The organism is Cohnella zeiphila, assembly GCF_014212055.1.
Classification (GTDB): domain Bacteria; phylum Bacillota; class Bacilli; order Paenibacillales; family Paenibacillaceae; genus Cohnella; species Cohnella zeiphila.
This window is the reverse complement of record NZ_JACJVO010000009.1, coordinates 50835-67786: the sequence shown is the minus strand read 5'-3', so window position 1 is coordinate 67786 and position 16952 is coordinate 50835. Positions and strand designations below refer to the sequence as shown.

The following is a 16952-nucleotide window of genomic DNA, read 5'->3' as shown; positions in this document are numbered from 1 at the left end:
TCATATCTTCAATCCTTTACAGTTCATTCATTTGTTTACCTGATTGCGGTTTCCCTGAATTCCTGCGGCGTCGATCCCGTCAACCGCTTGAACAAGCGGGTAAAGTTGGACGCAGAGCCGTATCCGAGCGCTTCGGCGATATCGTTGACGCGAATATCAGGATCGGCCAGCATCCGTTTGGCCCGCTCTACCTTCACGCTCTGCACGAACTCGGACAGATTGAGGCCGGTCTGCTGCTTGAAGTAGCGGGATAAATAACTCGGATTGAAATGAACGACGTCGGCAAGCGCAACGAGCGAAATATCCCGGTGAAGGTGGTTCTCGATATAATCTTTCAACTTGGCAATGATATCTGCGGTACGTCTGTCCTGCCGATCCTCCCGGAGCATCTCGCGAACCGGCGTCCCGCTGCGGGCATCCGGTTCGCGATCCGCTTCGGGAACAGGCTTGGCGGCCAGCCGCGACTGCTCGAGATCCGCTGCCGCCTGTTTGACGGTATCGATCACTTTGTCATACCCTTCCGTCTTGAGCACATAGCGAACGGCGCCATACTCCAAGGCGCTATAGGCGTAGTCGAATTCTTTATAGCCGCTCAGCAGGATGACGCGGCAGGACGGCCATCTGCTCCTGACCTGCTTCAGCAGCTCGATTCCATCCACTCCGGGCATGCGGATGTCCGAAATGAGAATATCGACCTTCATATGCTCGATTCGCTCCAACGCTTCTTTGCCGGAATAAGCCCGGTAGACGTCAAGGTCCCATTCTCGGCTATCCTGAAACTCCTCGTACAGCCCGTCCGCGATCATGGGCTCGTCATCGACGATCAGCAGCGTAAACATAAACCTCTTGCCCCCCCTCATCTTCGAACTCCAGTTGGATGGCGACGACGACCTGCTCCGGGCCGTTATCGACGCGGATTCCGCTTCCTTCGCCGAAACGCAGCCGGATTCTCCGGTGAATATTAAGCATCCCCGTCACTTCCCTCTGTGCGGAGTTCGACGTCACGCCCGATTCCAACGACCGAAGCGCTTCTTCGCTCATCGGCGCGCCGTTATTGGCCACCTCAATGCGCAGCCCGCCCTTCTCCGGGATGAAGCGAACCTGCAGCAGTCCGTTCTCTTCCAACAACTCCAATCCATGCTGGAAAGCGTTCTCGACTATCGGCTGCAGAATCAGCCTCGGCACGCTAAGATCGGCATACTCGGCAGGAAGCTCGCCGAATTCGACGCGGATCCGGTTCGAGAACCGCAGGGCCTGGATCTCGCAGTAAGCCCGCGCATGACTGACTTCCCGTTCCAGCGTCACCTCGTCCGCGTCATTGCGGGTAAGAAACCGGAAATATTCGCCCAGCTGCAGTTGAAACTTCATTAATTCCTCGTATTTGCCGCGCCTTGTCATCGTATACAAAAGAAAGAAGCTGTTATAGAGAAAATGAGGGTTGATTTGCGCTTGCAATTGCTTCAGTTCCGCCCGTTGAACCATGATCGTCTGATTGTAATTTTGGTCGATCAACGCGCGCAAGCGCACAAGCATCGAGTTGAAGCGTTGGTACAACACGCCGAACTCGTCGTCGAACGGGTGACCGATGGTGAAGTCCATATCTCCGGTTTCCAGCCGTTTAAACCCTTTAATCAGCTTGTGCAGAGGGGCCCGTAGAAAACGGATGATGGCCAGCGAGAACAAGATGACGATAAACGCGGCGGCGGCGGTCAGAACCCAGAACCAAATTTTATATTTGCTTAGCCCCGCGAAGAAAGCGTTCTCGGGAATATAACTGACGACGGTAAGCCCAAGATAAGGCGAAGCGCGGTATATGTACATGTACGGCTTGCCTTCGATCTTGACCGATCCGCTCCCGCTCTCCTCGTTGCCGATCCGTTCCCGAATGAGCTCCTGCGCCGATGTCTCGCCCGTATTGGACACGATCGGCCGTCTGTTCGCATCCATCAGAAACGAGCCGCTTTTTTCGTTCAGGCCGAATTGGCTCAGCGAATTTTTGAGCTGCGCCGACGAGAGCTTCACGAGAACCGAATACAGGGGCTGCGAGCTGTTTTTAATGTAATTGGGCGGAAAAAAAGCGTTGAGGAACAAATGATCGTCCGCGTAGATCAATTGGGAAGGCGATGAATCGTCATACATCTTCATTCGCTGAAGATCGGACGGCTTCAGCTCGCTTATGCTCCCCTCGGCGGGGATCATCCGGCGAACGGACGGTATGTACGCCATGACATTTTCTACGTAAACGCTTCCGTTTTTGATCGCGCTCAGCCGCTGCTGCAGCTTGTTCATGTAATAGCCCCGTTCATAATTGTTCATATACGGTTCGCCGTTGGCGAGCATATTGATGTCGTCGTTGTAGAGAGTATCGGACTGAACCAGCTTCAAGCCTTGAATCTCTTTGGAGATTTTGTCCAAATAATAAGCAACCTGAGCTTCTTGCGCGCTGGAGATTTCCTTTTTGATCGCTTCGATGCCCCAGAAGTACATGCTGATGCCGATGCCATATAGCGGCACCATAATAATCATAAAGGTGAGGATGAGCCTTACTAGTATCGACCTGCGCCAAAGCCCGAACATTCTCACCGGCGGACGGCTCCTCCCATGCGCGATATGGATGCATATGCCAATTGTATCAAATAAATAAAATAAGAAAACCGCTCGATTGACGAGCGGTTCGAATATACAAGGCCTTTATTGAACTTCTTCCAAGCGCTCGACGGATACCGTCTTGGTCTGAATCGGCTTCTGCCCGATCTGGACCGTCGCCATTCCGTTGGCGGCATCGACGTTCTCGATCCAGACGGGCTGATCGTCCAGGTGCACCGAGATCATGTCCTTGGAGTCGTAAATTTCCTGGGCTCTTCGAACGTTCACTCTTCGTCGCCCTCCTTCATCGTATCGGTCGTCGTCTCTTCGATAAGGCCGTTGTGCATCGTGACCTGGCCGCCCCCAAGACCTTCGTTGATCATCCGGTCGACATCCATGTCGTAATCTTCCCTGCCTTCGTGTATCAGGTCGGTGTCGCTCGGATTGTCCATCGCGCCGGTCTCCTTCCTTATCGAGATCGGGAGCCGTGAAAGCCTCCCCCGACAATATTCCCTGAGCGCGTGAGAACCATTCGTTTGGGGTACGCTAATAAGCGCAAGTTCCGGACAGCGATCGTCCGCATTCGCCAGCAAAGGAGCGCAACCCTATGCATACGGTCTGGAAAGGGGCGATCAGCTTCGGGCTCGTCCACGTTCCCGTCAAGATGTTCACGGCCACGGAAGACAAAGACGTTCATCTAAGGTATATCCATAAAGTGTGCGGCACGCCGATCTCCTATGTCCGCAGCTGTCCGCACTGCGACAAGGCGGTCGAATGGGACGAAATCACGAAAGGCTACGAGTTCGAAAAGGGACGGTTCGTTCTGTTCGACGAAGAGGAGCTGCAGGCGATCAAGCCGGAGACCCAGCGGACGATTCAAATCCTGGATTTCGTCGCGCTGGAAGAGATCGATCCGCTTTATTTTCAGAAGACGTACTACCTGTCGCCGGATCAAGCGGGAGGAGGAGCTTACAACCTGCTTCTTGAAGCGATGCGGCAGTCGGGAAAGATCGGCATCGCCAAAGTGGCGATCCGCAGCAAGAGCAGCCTGGCGGCCATACGGGTGCTGGACAACTGCATCTGCATGGAGACGATGTTCTATCCGGACGAGATCCGGTCGCTGGAGGGCGTGCCGAATCTTCCGAAGGAGATCAAGGTCGAAGAGCGCGAACTCGGCATGGCCAAGCTGCTCATCGATCAGTTGACGTCCCCGTTCGATCCGGAGAAATATACCGACGACTACCGTGTCGCGCTTCTCGAGGCGATCGAGCGAAAAGTCGCCGGAGAGAGCACCGACCTTGTCGCCGCGCCAACGGCGGAGCGCACGAACGTCATCGATCTGATGGCGGCGCTGCAAGCCAGTCTCGAAGCTGTCAAGCCCGGGGCCGGAGCGCAGGAGGAAGATACCGGGAAAAGGCGGACGACGGCACGGGGCGCCTCGAAGGCCAAAGCGGCAGCCGGAGCGGAGCCTTCCGCGGCCCCCGGAAGCAAGAGCGACAAGGGGTCCGGCGCGGCCAAGGGCGGAGGCTCCCGCTCCCGAGCCGCAAAAGAGACGAAACCGTGATGTCCCACCATTTACCTTAGTTAAAGTTTTTCTAATGAACAACCGAGTCGATTGCTGTTAGAATGTGAAGCATCCGAGCCTAAGCCCGTCAGGGCGCGGGGGACCCAAGTTGTTTGGGGGTGAAGCTGCGCGGCAAACGCGCGGCCGGGAGAACTCTCTTTGATCCCGAACCCGACAGCTAACCTCGTAGGCTTACCAAAGGGAGGAACCTTCATGTTCAAGCAACACAATCGTCTCGGCAAGTTGGTCCTGTCCGGTTCTCTTGTCCTGGCTTTATCCGTCCCGGTTGCGGGAATGGCGTCGGCGCAAACGACCTCCGCGCCGCAAAATAGTCAATCCGCTGGTTCTCAGCTTTCCTATAACGATCTTTCCCAACTGGCCGGCCAATACGGCATCGACCTTCAGTCCGTGCTGAAGCAGGTTCAAGGTCAAGCGGGAACCGGAACGGGCTCGAACGCCGGCAGCGGATTCGATCTGGGCAGCATCCTCGGTTCCGGCAACGGCAGCGGGCTTGATCTCGGAAGCCTTCTTGGCTCCGGAAGCGGCAAGAACCTTGATCTCGGAAGCCTTCTCGGCGGCTCCGGCGGCAAAGGCCTCGATCTCGGCAGCATCCTTGGCTCCGGGTCGGGATACGGCTATGGTTCGGGCTACGGCTCCGGATCCCATGCAGGCTCCGGATCCAACACAGGCTCCGGGTCCAACGCGGGCACCGGTTCCGATCAAAGCGGATCGGGGAACTCGGGCAGCTATGACAACGGCTCGGGCTCCGGCAGCAGCTCTTCGGGCGGAAGCTCCTCGGATTCCGGCAAGACAAGCTCCGGCTCCGGCAGCACGAGCGGCAATACGTCCGGCTCGGCATCGGGTTCGAATTCCGGCGTGACCCAATCGGATTACGCTTCGCAAGTCGTGACCCTGGTCAACCAGGAACGCGCCAAACAAGGCTTGTCCGCGCTCAAGACCGATTCCAAGCTGACTTCCGTGGCATTGGCGAAAGCGAAGGACATGTACAACAACAACTACTTCGATCATAATTCGCCGACGTACGGCTCTCCGTTCGACATGATGAAGCAGTTCGGCGTCAGCTACAGCTATGCCGGCGAGAACATCGCCAAAGGCCAACGCGATCCGCAGGAAGTCATGACGGCTTGGATGAACAGCGCCGGCCACAAAGCGAACATCCTGAACGTGAACTACAAATCCATCGGCGTCGCTTATTACAACGGCGAATGGGTGCAAGAGTTCACGGGCTGATCATAACCCCGGAATTTATAGATTCTTTAATGATAAGCAAAGCAGCGGCCTTTCCTCGGCGAGGAGAGGCCGCTGCTTTTTACATGGCAATCAGCTCTTCCTAACGGCTCGCCGTTACCCGCATCGGCAAGCTGGTCAACGTCTGTCCGGCCGCGGACGGCGTAAGATGATCCTCCAGTCGGAAGCCGGGAACCGGTTCGATTCGGGAATAGCGGTCCATGAACAGGCCGATTCCGATATTCGCTTCGAGCCGGGCCAACGGCGCGCCCAAGCAGAAGTGCGGACCGTTGCCGAACGTCAAATGCTTCTTGTTGTTCGGGCGGCGGATGTTCAAGGTGAACGGATCTTCGAACATCGCTTCGTCCATGTTGGCCGCGCTCATCCAGGCGACGACGACGTCGCCTTTTTTGAGATCGACGCCCAGCAAGTCGTTATCCTGCTTTACGGTCCGGTCCATCTTCGCGATATGGAAGCGATAGCGGAGCATTTCCTCCACCGTATTCGGAAGCAGCTCCCGGTCGGCGCGCACCTCTCCGTAAATCCGATCGTCGTCGTACAGGAACGAATAGAACGTGCATGCCAGCAGATGGCTTGTCGTTTCGACGCCGGCGCCGAGAATGAACATCGTGGTCCGAACGATCTCGTCGTCCGACAGCCTCTCTCCGTCCACCTCGGCCCGAATCAGGTCCGAGATGATGTCTTCGGCCGGTGCGGATCTTTTCCCCACGATAATCGGGTACAGATAGTTGTAATATTGTTTGGCGGCCTGGCGCTTCAATTCCTGAACGTCCTCCGCCCGTTCTTTGGGAATGGGGAGGAACAGATGGTCGACCCATTCCTTGAACAACAGCCGGTCTCCGGAAGGAACGCCAAGCAAATCCGCGATGACGATGGCGGGAAGCGCGTTGGTGAAATCCTGAACGACGTCGATCTCAAGAGCGTCTCCGATCCCGTCCAGCAGTTGGCGAACGACCTCGTGAATGCGCGGCTCCCACAGCTTCAAGCTTCTCGGCGTGAACGCTTTGGCGAGGAGGGCGCGGTTTTTCTGATGCTCGGGAGGGTCCAAACTCAGATCGACCTTGCTCATGCGCTGGCCTTCCTCGTTGTCGGCTCCGACGCTGATCGTCGTGCGGGGGCGCACGCTGGAGAAATAGTCGTAATCGCTGAGCACTCTGCGAACGTCTTCATATCGGAACACGTTCCAGGTATCGGTCGCTTCGTTATAGCTGACGGGCTCGTTTCGCAATTTGTTCTTGTACCACTCGTAGGGGTTGAATTCCTCGGACGGCGTTTGGAACCCCGTGATTTCGGCCAGCGAGATGATCTCCTTCTGCATACCTGTTCCCTCCCGAAGTTAAGATACTTTATCATATGTTAAATTAACATATCACTTAAAGGGAAACTACTGTCCTGCGGCCCATGCCGCAAGGTGCGATTTCCGTTTTCTTCCTGTGGGGAATTGGTTGTAGGCTCGGTCTTGAGTTGGTATGCTGGAAGGGCACTAGACGAAGCGAATCGCCAAATTCGATGAGAGGGCAATCATTCATGTATATCGACCTGCTGATTTTAATCCAGATCGAGAAATCCCCCAAGCACGGATATGAGATCAAAAAAGAAATCCAGAAGGATCTCGGCCATTTGGTGGACGTAAATCACAATTTATTGTACCCGGCGCTGCGCCGGTTTACGAATGAGGGAGTCATCGTTCGAAATCGGAACGAGCAGGAAAGCAGGCCTAACCAGTACATATATGAGCTGACGAATGCCGGAAAGGCGAAAATTGTCGAATTGATCAACGCGTTTACCGAGAAGGACGCGCGGCACGACATTGAATTCATGATTCGAGTCTCTCTGTTCCACCGGATCTCCCGGGAGAATCGGCTGCGAATCTTGAATCGGAGAAAAAAAGACCTGGAGTCGCTGCTGGCCAATATCGAGCGGCGACAATTCGGCGACGAAGAGGGGACCGGGAAACGAAGGACGTTCCGGGCCGAGGTTCTTCGATATTCGGCTTCCCGGACGAAGTCGGAAATCCGGTGGATCGATGAGCTCATCCGTCAGGCGGAGTCGGATGAGGACGACTTTGACGCTTGACCATGAATTCTCGACGTTTCGGCAGGCGCCGGCCTCTTAGGGGCGGCGCCTGCTTGAGCTGCGCCGGTTCAGGCTCCCAGCAGCTTCTTTTTGAGCCCTTCTACCTGCTCGGGCGCCAAGCCGATCGACATCAGATACTCCTCCGCTCCGTCATACCTGCCGGCGAGATGAGCCAGCATCTTCTCCATCTCCTCCGGTTCCGCGCCCAGGAATCGCTCGTACAGCTCGGCAGACACCGATTCCGGACGCGTCCGGCGAAGCTCTTCCATCAGCGGCGTCAGGCAAGCCGCGGTCATGGCGTAGTCGGCGACGATCACTTCATGCGCAACGCCGGCCAGTTCCAGAAGCAAGGCGGCGATGACGCCCGTCCGGTCTTTGCCGGCCGCGCAGTGGAACAAGACCGCTTCGCGCGGGTCGGCCGAGAGCAGCTCGAACACGCGCAGCAGCGGCTGGCGGCGGTTCTCCAGCATATCGACGTAAAGATCGCCCAGCCTGCCGAGATCCGTCGTCGCCGTGTCGGCCGGGTTGAACAGGCTCACGTTATGATAGGCGAGCCGCCCCGACGAAGCGAATACGTTCTCCGATTCCTGCAATTCCCGGGCATGCCGGAGATCGATGACCGAGCGGACGCCTCGGCCGACCAGCTCTTCCTGGTCCCGTTCGGTCAGCCGATGCAGACTGTCGGCACGGAAGAATACGCCGCGCCGGACGTGCCGGCCGAACGACGTCGGGTAGCCGCCGAGATCTCGGACATTGGAGGCGCCCTCCATTCGAATTCGCCGTTCTTGATACAGAGGAAGCAATGTCATTAACAGACCGCCTTTCATAAAGGAATCGATAAAACGTCTTGTCAGGGATGGCGCGGCGGATAATCGGCCGGCTCGGTTATGCCGTCCAGATGAACGACGCGGATAGAAGGAACGCCCGACCGCATCGATACCCACAGCAACAGGTTTTGGTCGCCTTTCCCTTCTCCGTGGGAGGCGGCGCCGGTGCGGCCCAATTGAATTTGACAAGCCTCGTTCGTCCGGGAATATTCGAGTGAATGGAAGTGGCCCGCGAAGATCGTATGCGGACGGCTCCCGATCATCTCGCGCAGCCTGGCGAATGACGAACTGTCCGATTTCCAGCCTGGCTTGTGCATGCTGACGAACGTGTACTTCGCGTCCGCATTGCTGGCCAGCACATTTTCGAAAAAAGCAAGCTGCTCGTCTCCCAAGCCGACTCGTGCCTTTCCCACGTCTTGCAGTTGATCCGGCGACATGCTTGCGACGACCTCATCGTCGAAAGCTTTCACATATTCGCTCGCACGCTCCGGATCTCGCCGGATATTCGCAGCGGCGAGCTTCACCCTCGCGATGAGTTCGTCCGACAGTTCCTCGAACGGGTCTTCGGTATTGAGGATCAGGAAGAGAACGTCCCCCACCCGGAATGCGTAATACTCGATGCCTTTGCGCTCTCGCCAAACGTCGACCAACGTCTGCGTGCCGAAGTCGTGATTGCCGATCGTCTGGAAGAAAGGAAGTCCCGTCGCGGCGATTTGAGCGTCGATGTATTCCCACTCGTTGCGCGCTTCCTCCGAATCCATCCCGTAACCTTCGACCAGGTCGCCGACGAACAGCACGAAATCCGGCTTCAAATCCTGCAGGATCGCAAGCCCTTTCTCAAAAACGCCCGGCAGGGCCATCCCGCAGCGATCGCCCATGACCGCGAATGTAAAGTTCTTTCCTATTCTTTCCGGCAGCTGCCCGAACCAGGGGCGCCTGTCTGTGGCGAAACGCCTCTCGTCCACAAACATCTCGCTTCCCTTGCGCTCCATCTTGAGCGACATCACGCTGGCTCCTTTCGGATCTGAAGTGGGTGCAAGATCAGCTTGAAGGTTGTATGTACACCGGATGTTAACGCAGCCTGCCGCTTTTGTAAAAAATAAACACCCTGCCGAAATCGCCTCAAAAGCGTTTCGGCAGGGATGCTTGCGTTGTCACGATAATTCTCCCGATTCTTAACAAAAAAAGCCCTCGAATGAGGGCTCAGACAAACGTGACTCGTGACGTTTCGTACTCAGCACTGCTCCGGCGCCGGCTTGCCCGCGTCGGTCGCGGTGCGGAAGCTCGACCCGCAGCCGCAGGTGGCGATGGCGTTCGGGTTATGAATGGTGAAGCCGCCGCCCATGGCCGATTCCTTGAAGTCGATCTCCAGGCCGCGCAGGTACTTCACGCTCTCGGAATCGACGACAACCTTCAAGCCTTGAACGTCCAGCACCTGATCGTCCTCGTGCTGCTCGTCGTCAAATCCCATTCCGTATGAAAAACCGCTGCAGCCGCCTTCCTGCACTCCGATTCGGAGAAACAGATTCGGCGTCTCCTCGGCGGCAAGCATCTCCTGGATCTTGCTGCCGGCCGTTTCGCTGATCGCTATCATGTCCGGTCCCTCCTTCATGCCTTGCCGATGGCATGCCATCGTTATCTTCAGTATACTCCTCGCACCGCCAAGCCTCAAGAGCCGTTCACATACGATAACCCCACAAGGCGGGGCTTATTTTTGAAGCTTACTCAGGTCCTTTGCGGGGACCCCGATAAAAAAGAACCCGGGCCGTCAGGCGCCGGGCTCTTCTTCTTTCCATTCTTCGCTTGCCGCCTGTTGCGGCAGCGCCTTCAGCTCGATCCGGCAGCGGAAGTGTCCTGTCTCGTTCATCAGGAAATCGGCCAGGCGCCGGAACACATGGGCGAGCTCGGGCCCCGTCGAGTCCGTGTCGAGTCCGTAGCGGAACTGATCTGCGGGAAGTCCCCGGACCGGCGCTCTCTCTTCGTCCCGGCTATCCGTGTCCCTCATCCGTCTCCACTCCTTGGACGGCTCGAACTTGTCGGAGCGGCGAACCAATTGCTCGTAAATATTTTGTTTCTTCAGCCACATGTAATATTGAATCGGATTCGTCAGCCCCCAGGCTTGGCTTAAATCTTTGATGGTATGGGCGGCGCGGTATTTTTGCAGCGTGGCGACTTTCTCGGCTTTGTCCATGCGTTCCAGCTCGGACAACGGAAGCACTTCGATCAACGGTAACACCATCCTTTTCCCAATTAAAGGTATTTCGATTTGGCTTAATATCCAAGTTGATTCCCTTTTTTTATCGAAAATATACGTGCTATGCGCGAAGATTTCGGAACGAAACAGCGCAATAGAGCAGGTGTAACGAGTTGGGTGTTGCCGGAAAAGCGGGTGAAAGCTTATAATATGTACAGTTGGGGTCTCGGAACGTGCGAGGTTTTCTTTTGAGGCCACTTATGTTACTTTTTTCACAATCTTATTTGACGGAGAAGGAGGCCGATCCCCTATGACGCTTATCACCGCCACCTCCGACAGGAGAATGGCCGAGATCGCGGACAAAGTCGAGCGCGGCGAACGGCTTACGTTCGAAGACGGCGTATACCTCTATCGATCGGACGATCTGATGACGATCGGACAGCTGGCCAATCAAGTCAATCTTCGGAAGAACGGCAAGAAAGTTTATTTCACCGAGACGATGAGTCTCTACTTCACCAACGTTTGCGAATCCCACTGCGCGTTCTGCAGCTTCCGCAAAGACGAAGGGGAAGAGGGCGCTTATACGCTGACGCCGGAGCAAATGTTCGCTTACGTCGACCAGCACATCACGCCGACGGCCCGCGAATTCCACATCGTCGGCGGCCATAACCCCCACGTTCCGTTCGAATACTACGTCGAATCGATCCGCTCCCTGAAGGAACGGTATCCGCAGGTGACGATCAAAGCCTACACCGCGGCGGAGATCGATTTCTATTCCCGGATCTCCGGGCTCGGCTACAAGGAAGTGCTGGAACGGCTCATGGCCGTCGGCTTGGAGTCGCTGACAGGCGGCGGAGCGGAAATTTTGTCGGATCAATACCGGGAGAAAATGCGGGTGGAGAAAGCGGGCATCGCGCAGTATTTGGAGGTGCACCGGACGGCCCACCGCCTCGGCATGAAGACGCCGACGACGATGCTGTACGGGCCGGTCGAATCGATCGAGGAGCGCGTCCAGCACATCCTTCAGCTTCGCGAGCTGCAGGACGAGACGGGCGGCTTCCAGGTGTTCATTCCGCTGTCGATGCAGCCGACGAGCCCGAAAGCCGGCATCCGGCGGCGCAACTCCGCCTTCGACGATCTGAAGGCGATCTCGATCGGCCGCCTGCTGCTCGACAACTTCCAGCACGTGAAGGCTTACTTCATCAACATCGGAACCCAGCTTACTCAAGTAGCTTTGACGATGGGCGCTTCGGACGCCCATGGAACGATCGTGCAGGAGCGCATCAGCCATGCGGCGGGCGCGTTGACGCCGGCCGGCATCAGCCGGGAAGACCTGGTCTGGCTGATCAAGGGCGCCGGGCGGATCCCGGTCGAACGCGATACGCTGTACAACGAAGTCAAAGTGTACGAATGAGATTCGTTTGACGAAGAAGCGGCAACGTTTGCCGCTTTTTTGCCTGCCTTTACAAGCATGACTTCACTTTTGGGGGGGTTCTTACCGGGGGCTCCCCCAAAAGGATTCGGAATTCGTCTGTTGGGGGATTTGTTCCCTGCGTGGCGTTTTTGCCAGACGTTCATACTAAAGACAGAAGCTTGAGACCGAAGGAGAAGAGTACTGTGAGCAATGTTGTGATTTTGGGCGGAGGGTACGGCGGACTAACCGTCGTGCACGAACTGCTTGAGGATATTCCGTCCGACGTTCGCGTGACGCTTGTCGACCGAATGCCGTTCGGGAGCCTGAAAACCGAATTTTACTCGCTGGCGGCGGGCACCGCGTCCGAGCTGGAAATCCGGGTTGCCTTCCCGTCCCATCCGCAGCTCGATATCGTGTACGGCAACGTGGAGAATGTCGATCTGGAGCGCAAACTCGTCGTATTCGGCAGCGAGGAACGGGATCCGCTTCCGTTCGACTCTCTCGTCATCGCCCTCGGCTGCACCGACAATTACCATTCGATCCCCGGAGCGGCCGAGTTCTCGGTCGGCGTTCAGTCGTTGTCGGCCACGCGCAGAACGTACCAAATGTTGAATGACATCCGTCCTTACGGCCAAGTGTCCATTGTCGGCGGCGGGCTCAGCGGCGTCGAAGTCGCTTCCGAGCTGCGGGAGAGCCGCCCCGACCTGAACATCCGGATCCTGGACCGCAGCAGCGTGCTGTCCGCATTCCCGGGCAGGCTGCAGCACTTCGTCTCTTCCTGGTTCAACGAGCATCATGTGGAACTGCGGAAGCAGATTCAGATCGCCCGTCTGGAAGACGGCGTCATCTACAACGGAGGCGAAGAGATTCGGACCGACGCCACCGTGTGGACCGCCGGCATTCAGCCGGTCGAACTCGTGCAGAGGATGACCTTTGCGAAGGACAAGCAAGGCCGGCTGATCGTGAACGAGTTCCATGAGCTTCCGGATGCCCGGGGCGTCTTCGTGATCGGGGACTGCTCCAGCCAGCCCTATTCCCCAAGCGGCCAGCTGGCCCAAGCCCAGGGAAGCCAGGTCGCACAGGTTCTGCTGGCGCGCTGGCAGGGCAAGGAGCCTCGGCTGTCCCGCATTCGGCTCAAAGGAACGCTCGGCTCGCTCGGCCGCAAATCCGGCTTCGGCCTGATGGGCTCGACGCCGATTATGGGACGGGTGCCGCGCCTGCTCAAGAGCGGCGTGCTCTGGAAAAGCCGCCGTCATTTCGGCTAAACGTTAAAGATCGTCGAGCAGCTTGTCGAGCGCGGACTTCTCCGCCTCCTGCTCCCGGATCGATGCCAGGACGAGGTCGTACAGCGCTTCGGCGTTCTCGGCGACGATCGATTCTCCGTTGACGAGCACGTACGGGGACAGATAGCATTCGCCGCAGTTGCCCAGACAGCCGTATTCGACCACCTCCACGTCCGGCAGTTCCTCTTCAAGCCGGCGCAGAACCGCTTCGGTGCCGTGGTGCAGGTTGCTGACGCAATATTCGATGACATGCATGATGGCATTCGTCCTTTCTTTGCCGGACGTCCGTTTTCATTCATCCGAAATTGTACTATAATAATGTTAGGAAAGGAGGGGATGGCGATGAGTGAAGCGGCACAAGACACGATGTACGATGAAGTGCTTGAGGTGCTTGACAAGCTTCGTCCGTTCCTGCAGCGTGATGGCGGAGACGTCGAACTGGTTGACGTCGAAGACGGCATCGTTAAGCTTCGATTGATGGGTGCCTGCGGCAGTTGCCCGAGTTCCACGATCACGCTTAAAGCCGGCATCGAACGCGCGCTGCTGGAAGAAGTCGAGGGAATCGAGGATGTCGTGCAAGTATTCTAATCCCGAATGACCGTTATCCGTTCGTCCCGGCCGCCGAAGCGGCCGGTCTGGAAGGTCCCGTCCCGCGGTTTGCCGGGGGCGGGACCTTTTGTGTCCGCGCGAGCGGTATAACCTTGACCCCCGCCCCGTAGGCCCGGGTCATCGTCCACTGCGCGTCACGAACGTTTGACATTGCTGACGATCGGGTCGAACCCTCCCGATACCTCGATGGCGTTCCCGGTGACGAAGTCGGATTCCGGCAGGCACAGAAACCCGATGACGCGGGCGACGTCCTCGCCCGTTCCGGGCCGGCCGCGCGGCGACTCTTCGTCGGCCAGGCCTTCCACATCGCGGATCCCTTTCTCCTTGAACTCCCCGCGAATGTCGCCGGGGCAGAGCATGTTCACCGTAATGCCGTTCGGCGCCTCTTCGGCGGCCAGCGTCCGGGTGAACGAGACGAGGCCGACCTTGGCCGCGGCGTAAACCGCCCGGTGCGGCCACGAGCGGGCTTCGGCCGCATGACCGAAGCCGAAGTGGATGATCCGCCCCCACTGCCTCGCCCGCATTCCCGGCAGCACGCGGTGATCCAGCAGCATCGTGCCGACCAGGTTGCCGTTCATCATCTCGTGAATCTCCGCCGCGGAGTAATCCGCGAACAGCTTCCGTTCGCGAATAAACGGTCCGGCGCTGTTTACCAGAATATCGACGCCGCCCAGCTTCTCCACGGTCTGGTCCACCAGTCCGCGCGCCTCCTCCTCGATCGCGATATTCGCTTGGATGGCGACCGCCCGGCGTCCGAGCGCTTCGATCTGCGCCGCCGCTTCCTCCGCTTCCGCCTTGCTCGCGACGTAGTTCAGCGCCACGTCGCAGCCGAGCGCGGCCAGCTCCAGTGCCGCCCTTCTTCCCAGTCCTTTCGCGCTTCCGGTGATGAGCGCCGTTCTCCCCGCCAGCCTCAAATCCGTTTCCCTCTCCTTCCGTTAGCCGCGGCCGCCGCTTATGCGGCCCCGCTTCAACAGTTCGCGGAACGACAGGTCCAACGTCCGGCATACCATTTCCCAGCCTTCGTCCAGATCGCCCATGTTCGCCCCGATATTCTCCAGATGCGCCGCTCCGGCGCCCGGCTGCAAGACGTGCAGCAGGTCGTCCTGAAGCTCCGCGTTCATATGATGAATCTCCATATTGCGTCGTCGTCTTAGCCGGTTCAACGCCCCTTGGTGCTTCTCCTTCAGTGCGTTCATCCGCTCCGACAGCTCGGCGCAATCGGTTCGGGAACGCATTCGGCGCAGCATGGTAAAAAACGAAAACCGCGCTTTGATTTTCTCTGTCTGCAAATCCAGCATCTCGTTGAGCAGCATGCCGAGCTTGTCCAGGATCGAGAAGATCCGGATGTACGCGTTCTTGTCGAAGTACACGTGCCGATCGTAGTCGCGCCGCTGCTCGGCGGACATCTCGTCGACGGACGGCGCTTTGATCCGCCCTGCATATTTCTTGGCGGCGTAGCAGCTCTGCTCCAACTCGTCCATCGAACGCAGCAGCCCTTCGGACCAAATGGCGTATTTGCGGCATCTGACCGCACCCGGCCGGTCCCCGCTTCCCTGGTCCTCCATGAGACGGACGAAGCGTTCGATCTTCCCGACCGTTTCTTGCTCCGCCTCGTTCCATTCCCTGGGCGGCTCGCCGAACATCGCTCGCAACATACTCGTTCCCCCCGGAAGAATGGCCTTTCTCTCCATTGTAACGCATATCGGCCGGCCCCCTCAACCGGAGCGAATCGACGGGAAGCCGAACTTCGTTTCCCTGATTTTGCAACTTTACCTTTTCCAAGGCGTCTAAATTGCAAACGGAAGAGGAGGTTCACGATGATGGCGTTACATAAAAAAAGCAAACGGCCCATCGGTCCGGCCATTCGCGTCTCGCTGGCCGCAGCCGCGCTGGCGGCCGGAGTCGGACAAGCGGCAATCGCGGGTCCGCAAGCCGCGGCAGCGGGGCTATCGGCGGACGACGTTTATTACTCGTTTACGGATGCGCGAACCGGGGAATCGTTTTACAACATCTCCAGACCCTTGAGCGACAATGCGCGGGACGATCGCGTACTCATGCTCGGCGCCGACGGAGCCTGGGAGCTGCTGCCCGAATCCATCCAAGCCGTCTGGCAGGCGAATCGCTTCGACTATGCGTCCGTATACCTGAAGCCCGGCGCGCTGAAAACGTTCGACGGCGCCTACTACGACACGGCTTCCGACGAACTCGTGGACGGCAATCTGTACGAAAATTCCCCGAACGGGAAATGGGGATTCAAGTACATTATTCATTACGGGATGTTTGCGAACCCTCAGATACACGGCTGGTATTACTCCAAGCGGATCGCCGTCCTGCTCAAAAGCAACCTGAACGGCGTCGTCCGCCAAATCGGCGATTACCCCTCCCAGCCCGAATACTTCTGGCTGCCGGACGGCACGATCCTGGAGCAGCGTTACAGCGAACAGGACAGCCAGAACGAGGTCGTCCGCATCGACCCGGCGAGCGGGCAGGCGAAGCGGCTCGTTCTCGGCTCGTTAAGGGCGTACGAGAACGGCCAGAATACGTTCGTATTCGCGCGCAACGAGCCGACGCGCACTCCGTTTCTTTACGATGTCGGAACCGGCCGGATTCAGGCCGCGGACAAGAAGGAAGCGGCAGCGAGAATCGAGAAATTCAGGCACCGGGGAAGCGGCGCCAGCAACCCGAATCAAGCCGAGCCGCCGAAGGTCCCGGCCGATCTCGATCTGGATTCGCTGCCGGTCGCCCCAATGACTCAGCGTCAGCAGACGGAAGGCACGGTGATCGCGGACGGGCAACGAATTCAGGTTCCGTATCTGTTTTTCGGTCTCGATCGCGAGCTGTACGTGCCCGTTCTTCCTCTGGTCGACTCCCTTGGCTGGCAAACGGAGAAGACCTCCGATTCCAATTCCGGAGAGGGCTACAGCTTTACGATCAAAACCGCCCGGCATGACATAATCGCAAACAAAGAAAACAGCCAGGTCCTGGACGGACGGCTGTTCGTGAGACTGAAGGATATTCAAGCGGCCGGCTACGCGAATTTCGGCATCGAATGGACGCCGCCCGCGGCTTCGCATTAGGGTTACAATTTACTTGGCGCCGCGCATCGTTCCTCTTCTTCAAGGGGATCGAT

19 protein-coding genes and 1 riboswitch are annotated in these 16952 nt (G+C 57.7%); of the genes, 7 read left to right on the top strand and 12 right to left on the bottom strand.

All coding sequences use genetic code 11. The features are described from left to right. Positions 1–35 precede the first annotated feature (35 nt). The 4 genes from H7C18_RS07590 to H7C18_RS07575 form a co-directional block, all read right to left on the bottom strand. Entirely contained in the window at positions 36–839 is an 804-nt protein-coding gene (locus H7C18_RS07590; RefSeq protein WP_185128435.1) for a response regulator transcription factor, read from the bottom strand. Then, a complete protein-coding gene (locus H7C18_RS07585; protein WP_238357574.1) occupies positions 814–2577 on the bottom strand; it encodes a sensor histidine kinase in 1764 nt (587 codons plus the stop codon). The genes H7C18_RS07590 and H7C18_RS07585 overlap by 26 nt, the downstream gene beginning before the upstream one ends. Before the next feature lie 114 nt (positions 2578–2691). Continuing rightward, positions 2692–2874, bottom strand: a complete 183-nt coding sequence (locus tag H7C18_RS07580) for an H-type small acid-soluble spore protein (RefSeq protein WP_185128433.1) — start codon at positions 2872–2874, stop codon at positions 2692–2694. After that, entirely contained in the window at positions 2871–3038 is a 168-nt protein-coding gene (locus H7C18_RS07575) for a hypothetical protein (RefSeq protein WP_185128432.1), read from the bottom strand. The genes H7C18_RS07580 and H7C18_RS07575 overlap by 4 nt, the downstream gene beginning before the upstream one ends. 155 nt (positions 3039–3193) lie before the next feature. Here H7C18_RS07575 and ku point away from each other — a divergent pair, with 155 nt between their 5' ends. Together ku and H7C18_RS35960 are read left to right on the top strand one after the other, a co-directional pair. Further along, entirely contained in the window at positions 3194–4150 is a 957-nt protein-coding gene (ku, locus tag H7C18_RS07570; protein ID WP_185128431.1) for a non-homologous end joining protein Ku, read from the top strand. Positions 4151–4216: 66 nt separating this feature from the next. Beyond that, positions 4217–4358: riboswitch (cyclic di-AMP (ydaO/yuaA leader) on the top strand. A 5-nt stretch (positions 4359–4363) separates the two neighbouring features. Beyond that, a complete protein-coding gene (locus tag H7C18_RS35960; RefSeq protein ID WP_420481842.1) occupies positions 4364–5401 on the top strand; it encodes a CAP domain-containing protein in 1038 nt (345 codons plus the stop codon). 100 nt (positions 5402–5501) lie between these two features. Here H7C18_RS35960 and H7C18_RS07560 read toward each other — a convergent pair whose 3' ends face one another. Beyond that, positions 5502–6737 carry a cytochrome P450 gene (locus H7C18_RS07560; protein WP_185128430.1) on the bottom strand — a complete coding sequence of 412 codons (1236 nt, stop codon included), beginning with the start codon at positions 6735–6737 and terminating at the stop codon, positions 5502–5504. A gap of 209 nt (positions 6738–6946) precedes the next feature. Here H7C18_RS07560 and H7C18_RS07555 point away from each other — a divergent pair, with 209 nt between their 5' ends. Beyond that, positions 6947–7495: a PadR family transcriptional regulator gene (locus tag H7C18_RS07555; RefSeq protein ID WP_185128429.1), complete on the top strand. Its 549-nt coding sequence runs from the start codon at positions 6947–6949 to the stop codon at positions 7493–7495. 68 nt (positions 7496–7563) lie between these two features. Here H7C18_RS07555 and H7C18_RS07550 read toward each other — a convergent pair whose 3' ends face one another. From H7C18_RS07550 to H7C18_RS07535, 4 genes are all read right to left on the bottom strand, one after another. Further along, the gene (locus H7C18_RS07550; RefSeq protein WP_185128428.1) at positions 7564–8304 is read right to left on the bottom strand and encodes a tyrosine-protein phosphatase; all 741 of its coding nucleotides are present in this window, start codon (positions 8302–8304) and stop codon (positions 7564–7566) included. A gap of 41 nt (positions 8305–8345) precedes the next feature. Then, positions 8346–9326 (bottom strand): metallophosphoesterase family protein, encoded by a 981-nt coding sequence (locus H7C18_RS07545; protein WP_185128427.1) that lies wholly within the window; start codon positions 9324–9326, stop codon positions 8346–8348. A gap of 230 nt (positions 9327–9556) precedes the next feature. After that, positions 9557–9916 (bottom strand): iron-sulfur cluster insertion protein ErpA, encoded by a 360-nt coding sequence (gene erpA, locus H7C18_RS07540; protein WP_185128426.1) that lies wholly within the window; start codon positions 9914–9916, stop codon positions 9557–9559. Positions 9917–10090: 174 nt separating this feature from the next. Continuing rightward, positions 10091–10549 (bottom strand): hypothetical protein, encoded by a 459-nt coding sequence (locus H7C18_RS07535; RefSeq protein ID WP_185128425.1) that lies wholly within the window; start codon positions 10547–10549, stop codon positions 10091–10093. 277 nt (positions 10550–10826) lie between these two features. On the opposite strand from H7C18_RS07535, the gene mqnE reads away from it, so the two are divergent. Beyond that, complete coding sequence (mqnE, locus tag H7C18_RS07530; RefSeq protein WP_185128424.1) at positions 10827–11930, top strand: aminofutalosine synthase MqnE; 1104 nt, start codon at positions 10827–10829, stop codon at positions 11928–11930. Positions 11931–12133: 203 nt separating this feature from the next. Then, positions 12134–13195: an FAD-dependent oxidoreductase gene (locus tag H7C18_RS07525; protein WP_185128423.1), complete on the top strand. Its 1062-nt coding sequence runs from the start codon at positions 12134–12136 to the stop codon at positions 13193–13195. A 3-nt stretch (positions 13196–13198) separates the two neighbouring features. Here the strand turns inward: H7C18_RS07525 and H7C18_RS07520 are convergent, their stop codons facing one another. Further along, a complete protein-coding gene (locus tag H7C18_RS07520; protein WP_185128422.1) occupies positions 13199–13468 on the bottom strand; it encodes a YuzB family protein in 270 nt (89 codons plus the stop codon). 87 nt (positions 13469–13555) lie between these two features. Between H7C18_RS07520 and H7C18_RS07515 the strand changes: the two genes are divergently transcribed. Next, positions 13556–13801: a NifU family protein gene (locus H7C18_RS07515; RefSeq protein WP_185128421.1), complete on the top strand. Its 246-nt coding sequence runs from the start codon at positions 13556–13558 to the stop codon at positions 13799–13801. A 155-nt stretch (positions 13802–13956) separates the two neighbouring features. Here the strand turns inward: H7C18_RS07515 and H7C18_RS07510 are convergent, their stop codons facing one another. Next, positions 13957–14730 carry an SDR family oxidoreductase gene (locus H7C18_RS07510; protein ID WP_185128824.1) on the bottom strand — a complete coding sequence of 258 codons (774 nt, stop codon included), beginning with the start codon at positions 14728–14730 and terminating at the stop codon, positions 13957–13959. Positions 14731–14757: 27 nt separating this feature from the next. After that, the gene (locus H7C18_RS07505) at positions 14758–15477 is read right to left on the bottom strand and encodes a Cthe_2314 family HEPN domain-containing protein (protein ID WP_185128420.1); all 720 of its coding nucleotides are present in this window, start codon (positions 15475–15477) and stop codon (positions 14758–14760) included. 165 nt (positions 15478–15642) lie between these two features. Here H7C18_RS07505 and H7C18_RS07500 point away from each other — a divergent pair, with 165 nt between their 5' ends. After that, positions 15643–16899, top strand: coding sequence for a hypothetical protein (locus H7C18_RS07500; RefSeq protein ID WP_185128419.1), 1257 nt, complete (start codon positions 15643–15645; stop codon positions 16897–16899). Positions 16900–16952 lie beyond the last annotated feature (53 nt).

Coding starts and splice junctions, on each gene's coding strand:
- H7C18_RS07555 (WP_185128429.1), top strand. CDS start 6,947: ATGTATATCGACCTGCTGATTTTAATCCAGATCGAGAAATCCCCCAAG.
- H7C18_RS07505 (WP_185128420.1), bottom strand. CDS start 15,477: ATGTTGCGAGCGATGTTCGGCGAGCCGCCCAGGGAATGGAACGAGGCG.
- H7C18_RS07520 (WP_185128422.1), bottom strand. CDS start 13,468: ATGCATGTCATCGAATATTGCGTCAGCAACCTGCACCACGGCACCGAA.
- erpA (WP_185128426.1), bottom strand. CDS start 9,916: ATGATAGCGATCAGCGAAACGGCCGGCAGCAAGATCCAGGAGATGCTT.
- H7C18_RS35960 (WP_420481842.1), top strand. CDS start 4,364: ATGTTCAAGCAACACAATCGTCTCGGCAAGTTGGTCCTGTCCGGTTCT.
- H7C18_RS07550 (WP_185128428.1), bottom strand. CDS start 8,304: ATGACATTGCTTCCTCTGTATCAAGAACGGCGAATTCGAATGGAGGGC.
- H7C18_RS07515 (WP_185128421.1), top strand. CDS start 13,556: ATGAGTGAAGCGGCACAAGACACGATGTACGATGAAGTGCTTGAGGTG.
- H7C18_RS07500 (WP_185128419.1), top strand. CDS start 15,643: ATGGCGTTACATAAAAAAAGCAAACGGCCCATCGGTCCGGCCATTCGC.
- H7C18_RS07575 (WP_185128432.1), bottom strand. CDS start 3,038: ATGGACAATCCGAGCGACACCGACCTGATACACGAAGGCAGGGAAGAT.
- H7C18_RS07560 (WP_185128430.1), bottom strand. CDS start 6,737: ATGCAGAAGGAGATCATCTCGCTGGCCGAAATCACGGGGTTCCAAACG.
- mqnE (WP_185128424.1), top strand. CDS start 10,827: ATGACGCTTATCACCGCCACCTCCGACAGGAGAATGGCCGAGATCGCG.
- ku (WP_185128431.1), top strand. CDS start 3,194: ATGCATACGGTCTGGAAAGGGGCGATCAGCTTCGGGCTCGTCCACGTT.
- H7C18_RS07590 (WP_185128435.1), bottom strand. CDS start 839: ATGTTTACGCTGCTGATCGTCGATGACGAGCCCATGATCGCGGACGGG.
- H7C18_RS07545 (WP_185128427.1), bottom strand. CDS start 9,326: ATGTCGCTCAAGATGGAGCGCAAGGGAAGCGAGATGTTTGTGGACGAG.
- H7C18_RS07585 (WP_238357574.1), bottom strand. CDS start 2,577: ATGTTCGGGCTTTGGCGCAGGTCGATACTAGTAAGGCTCATCCTCACC.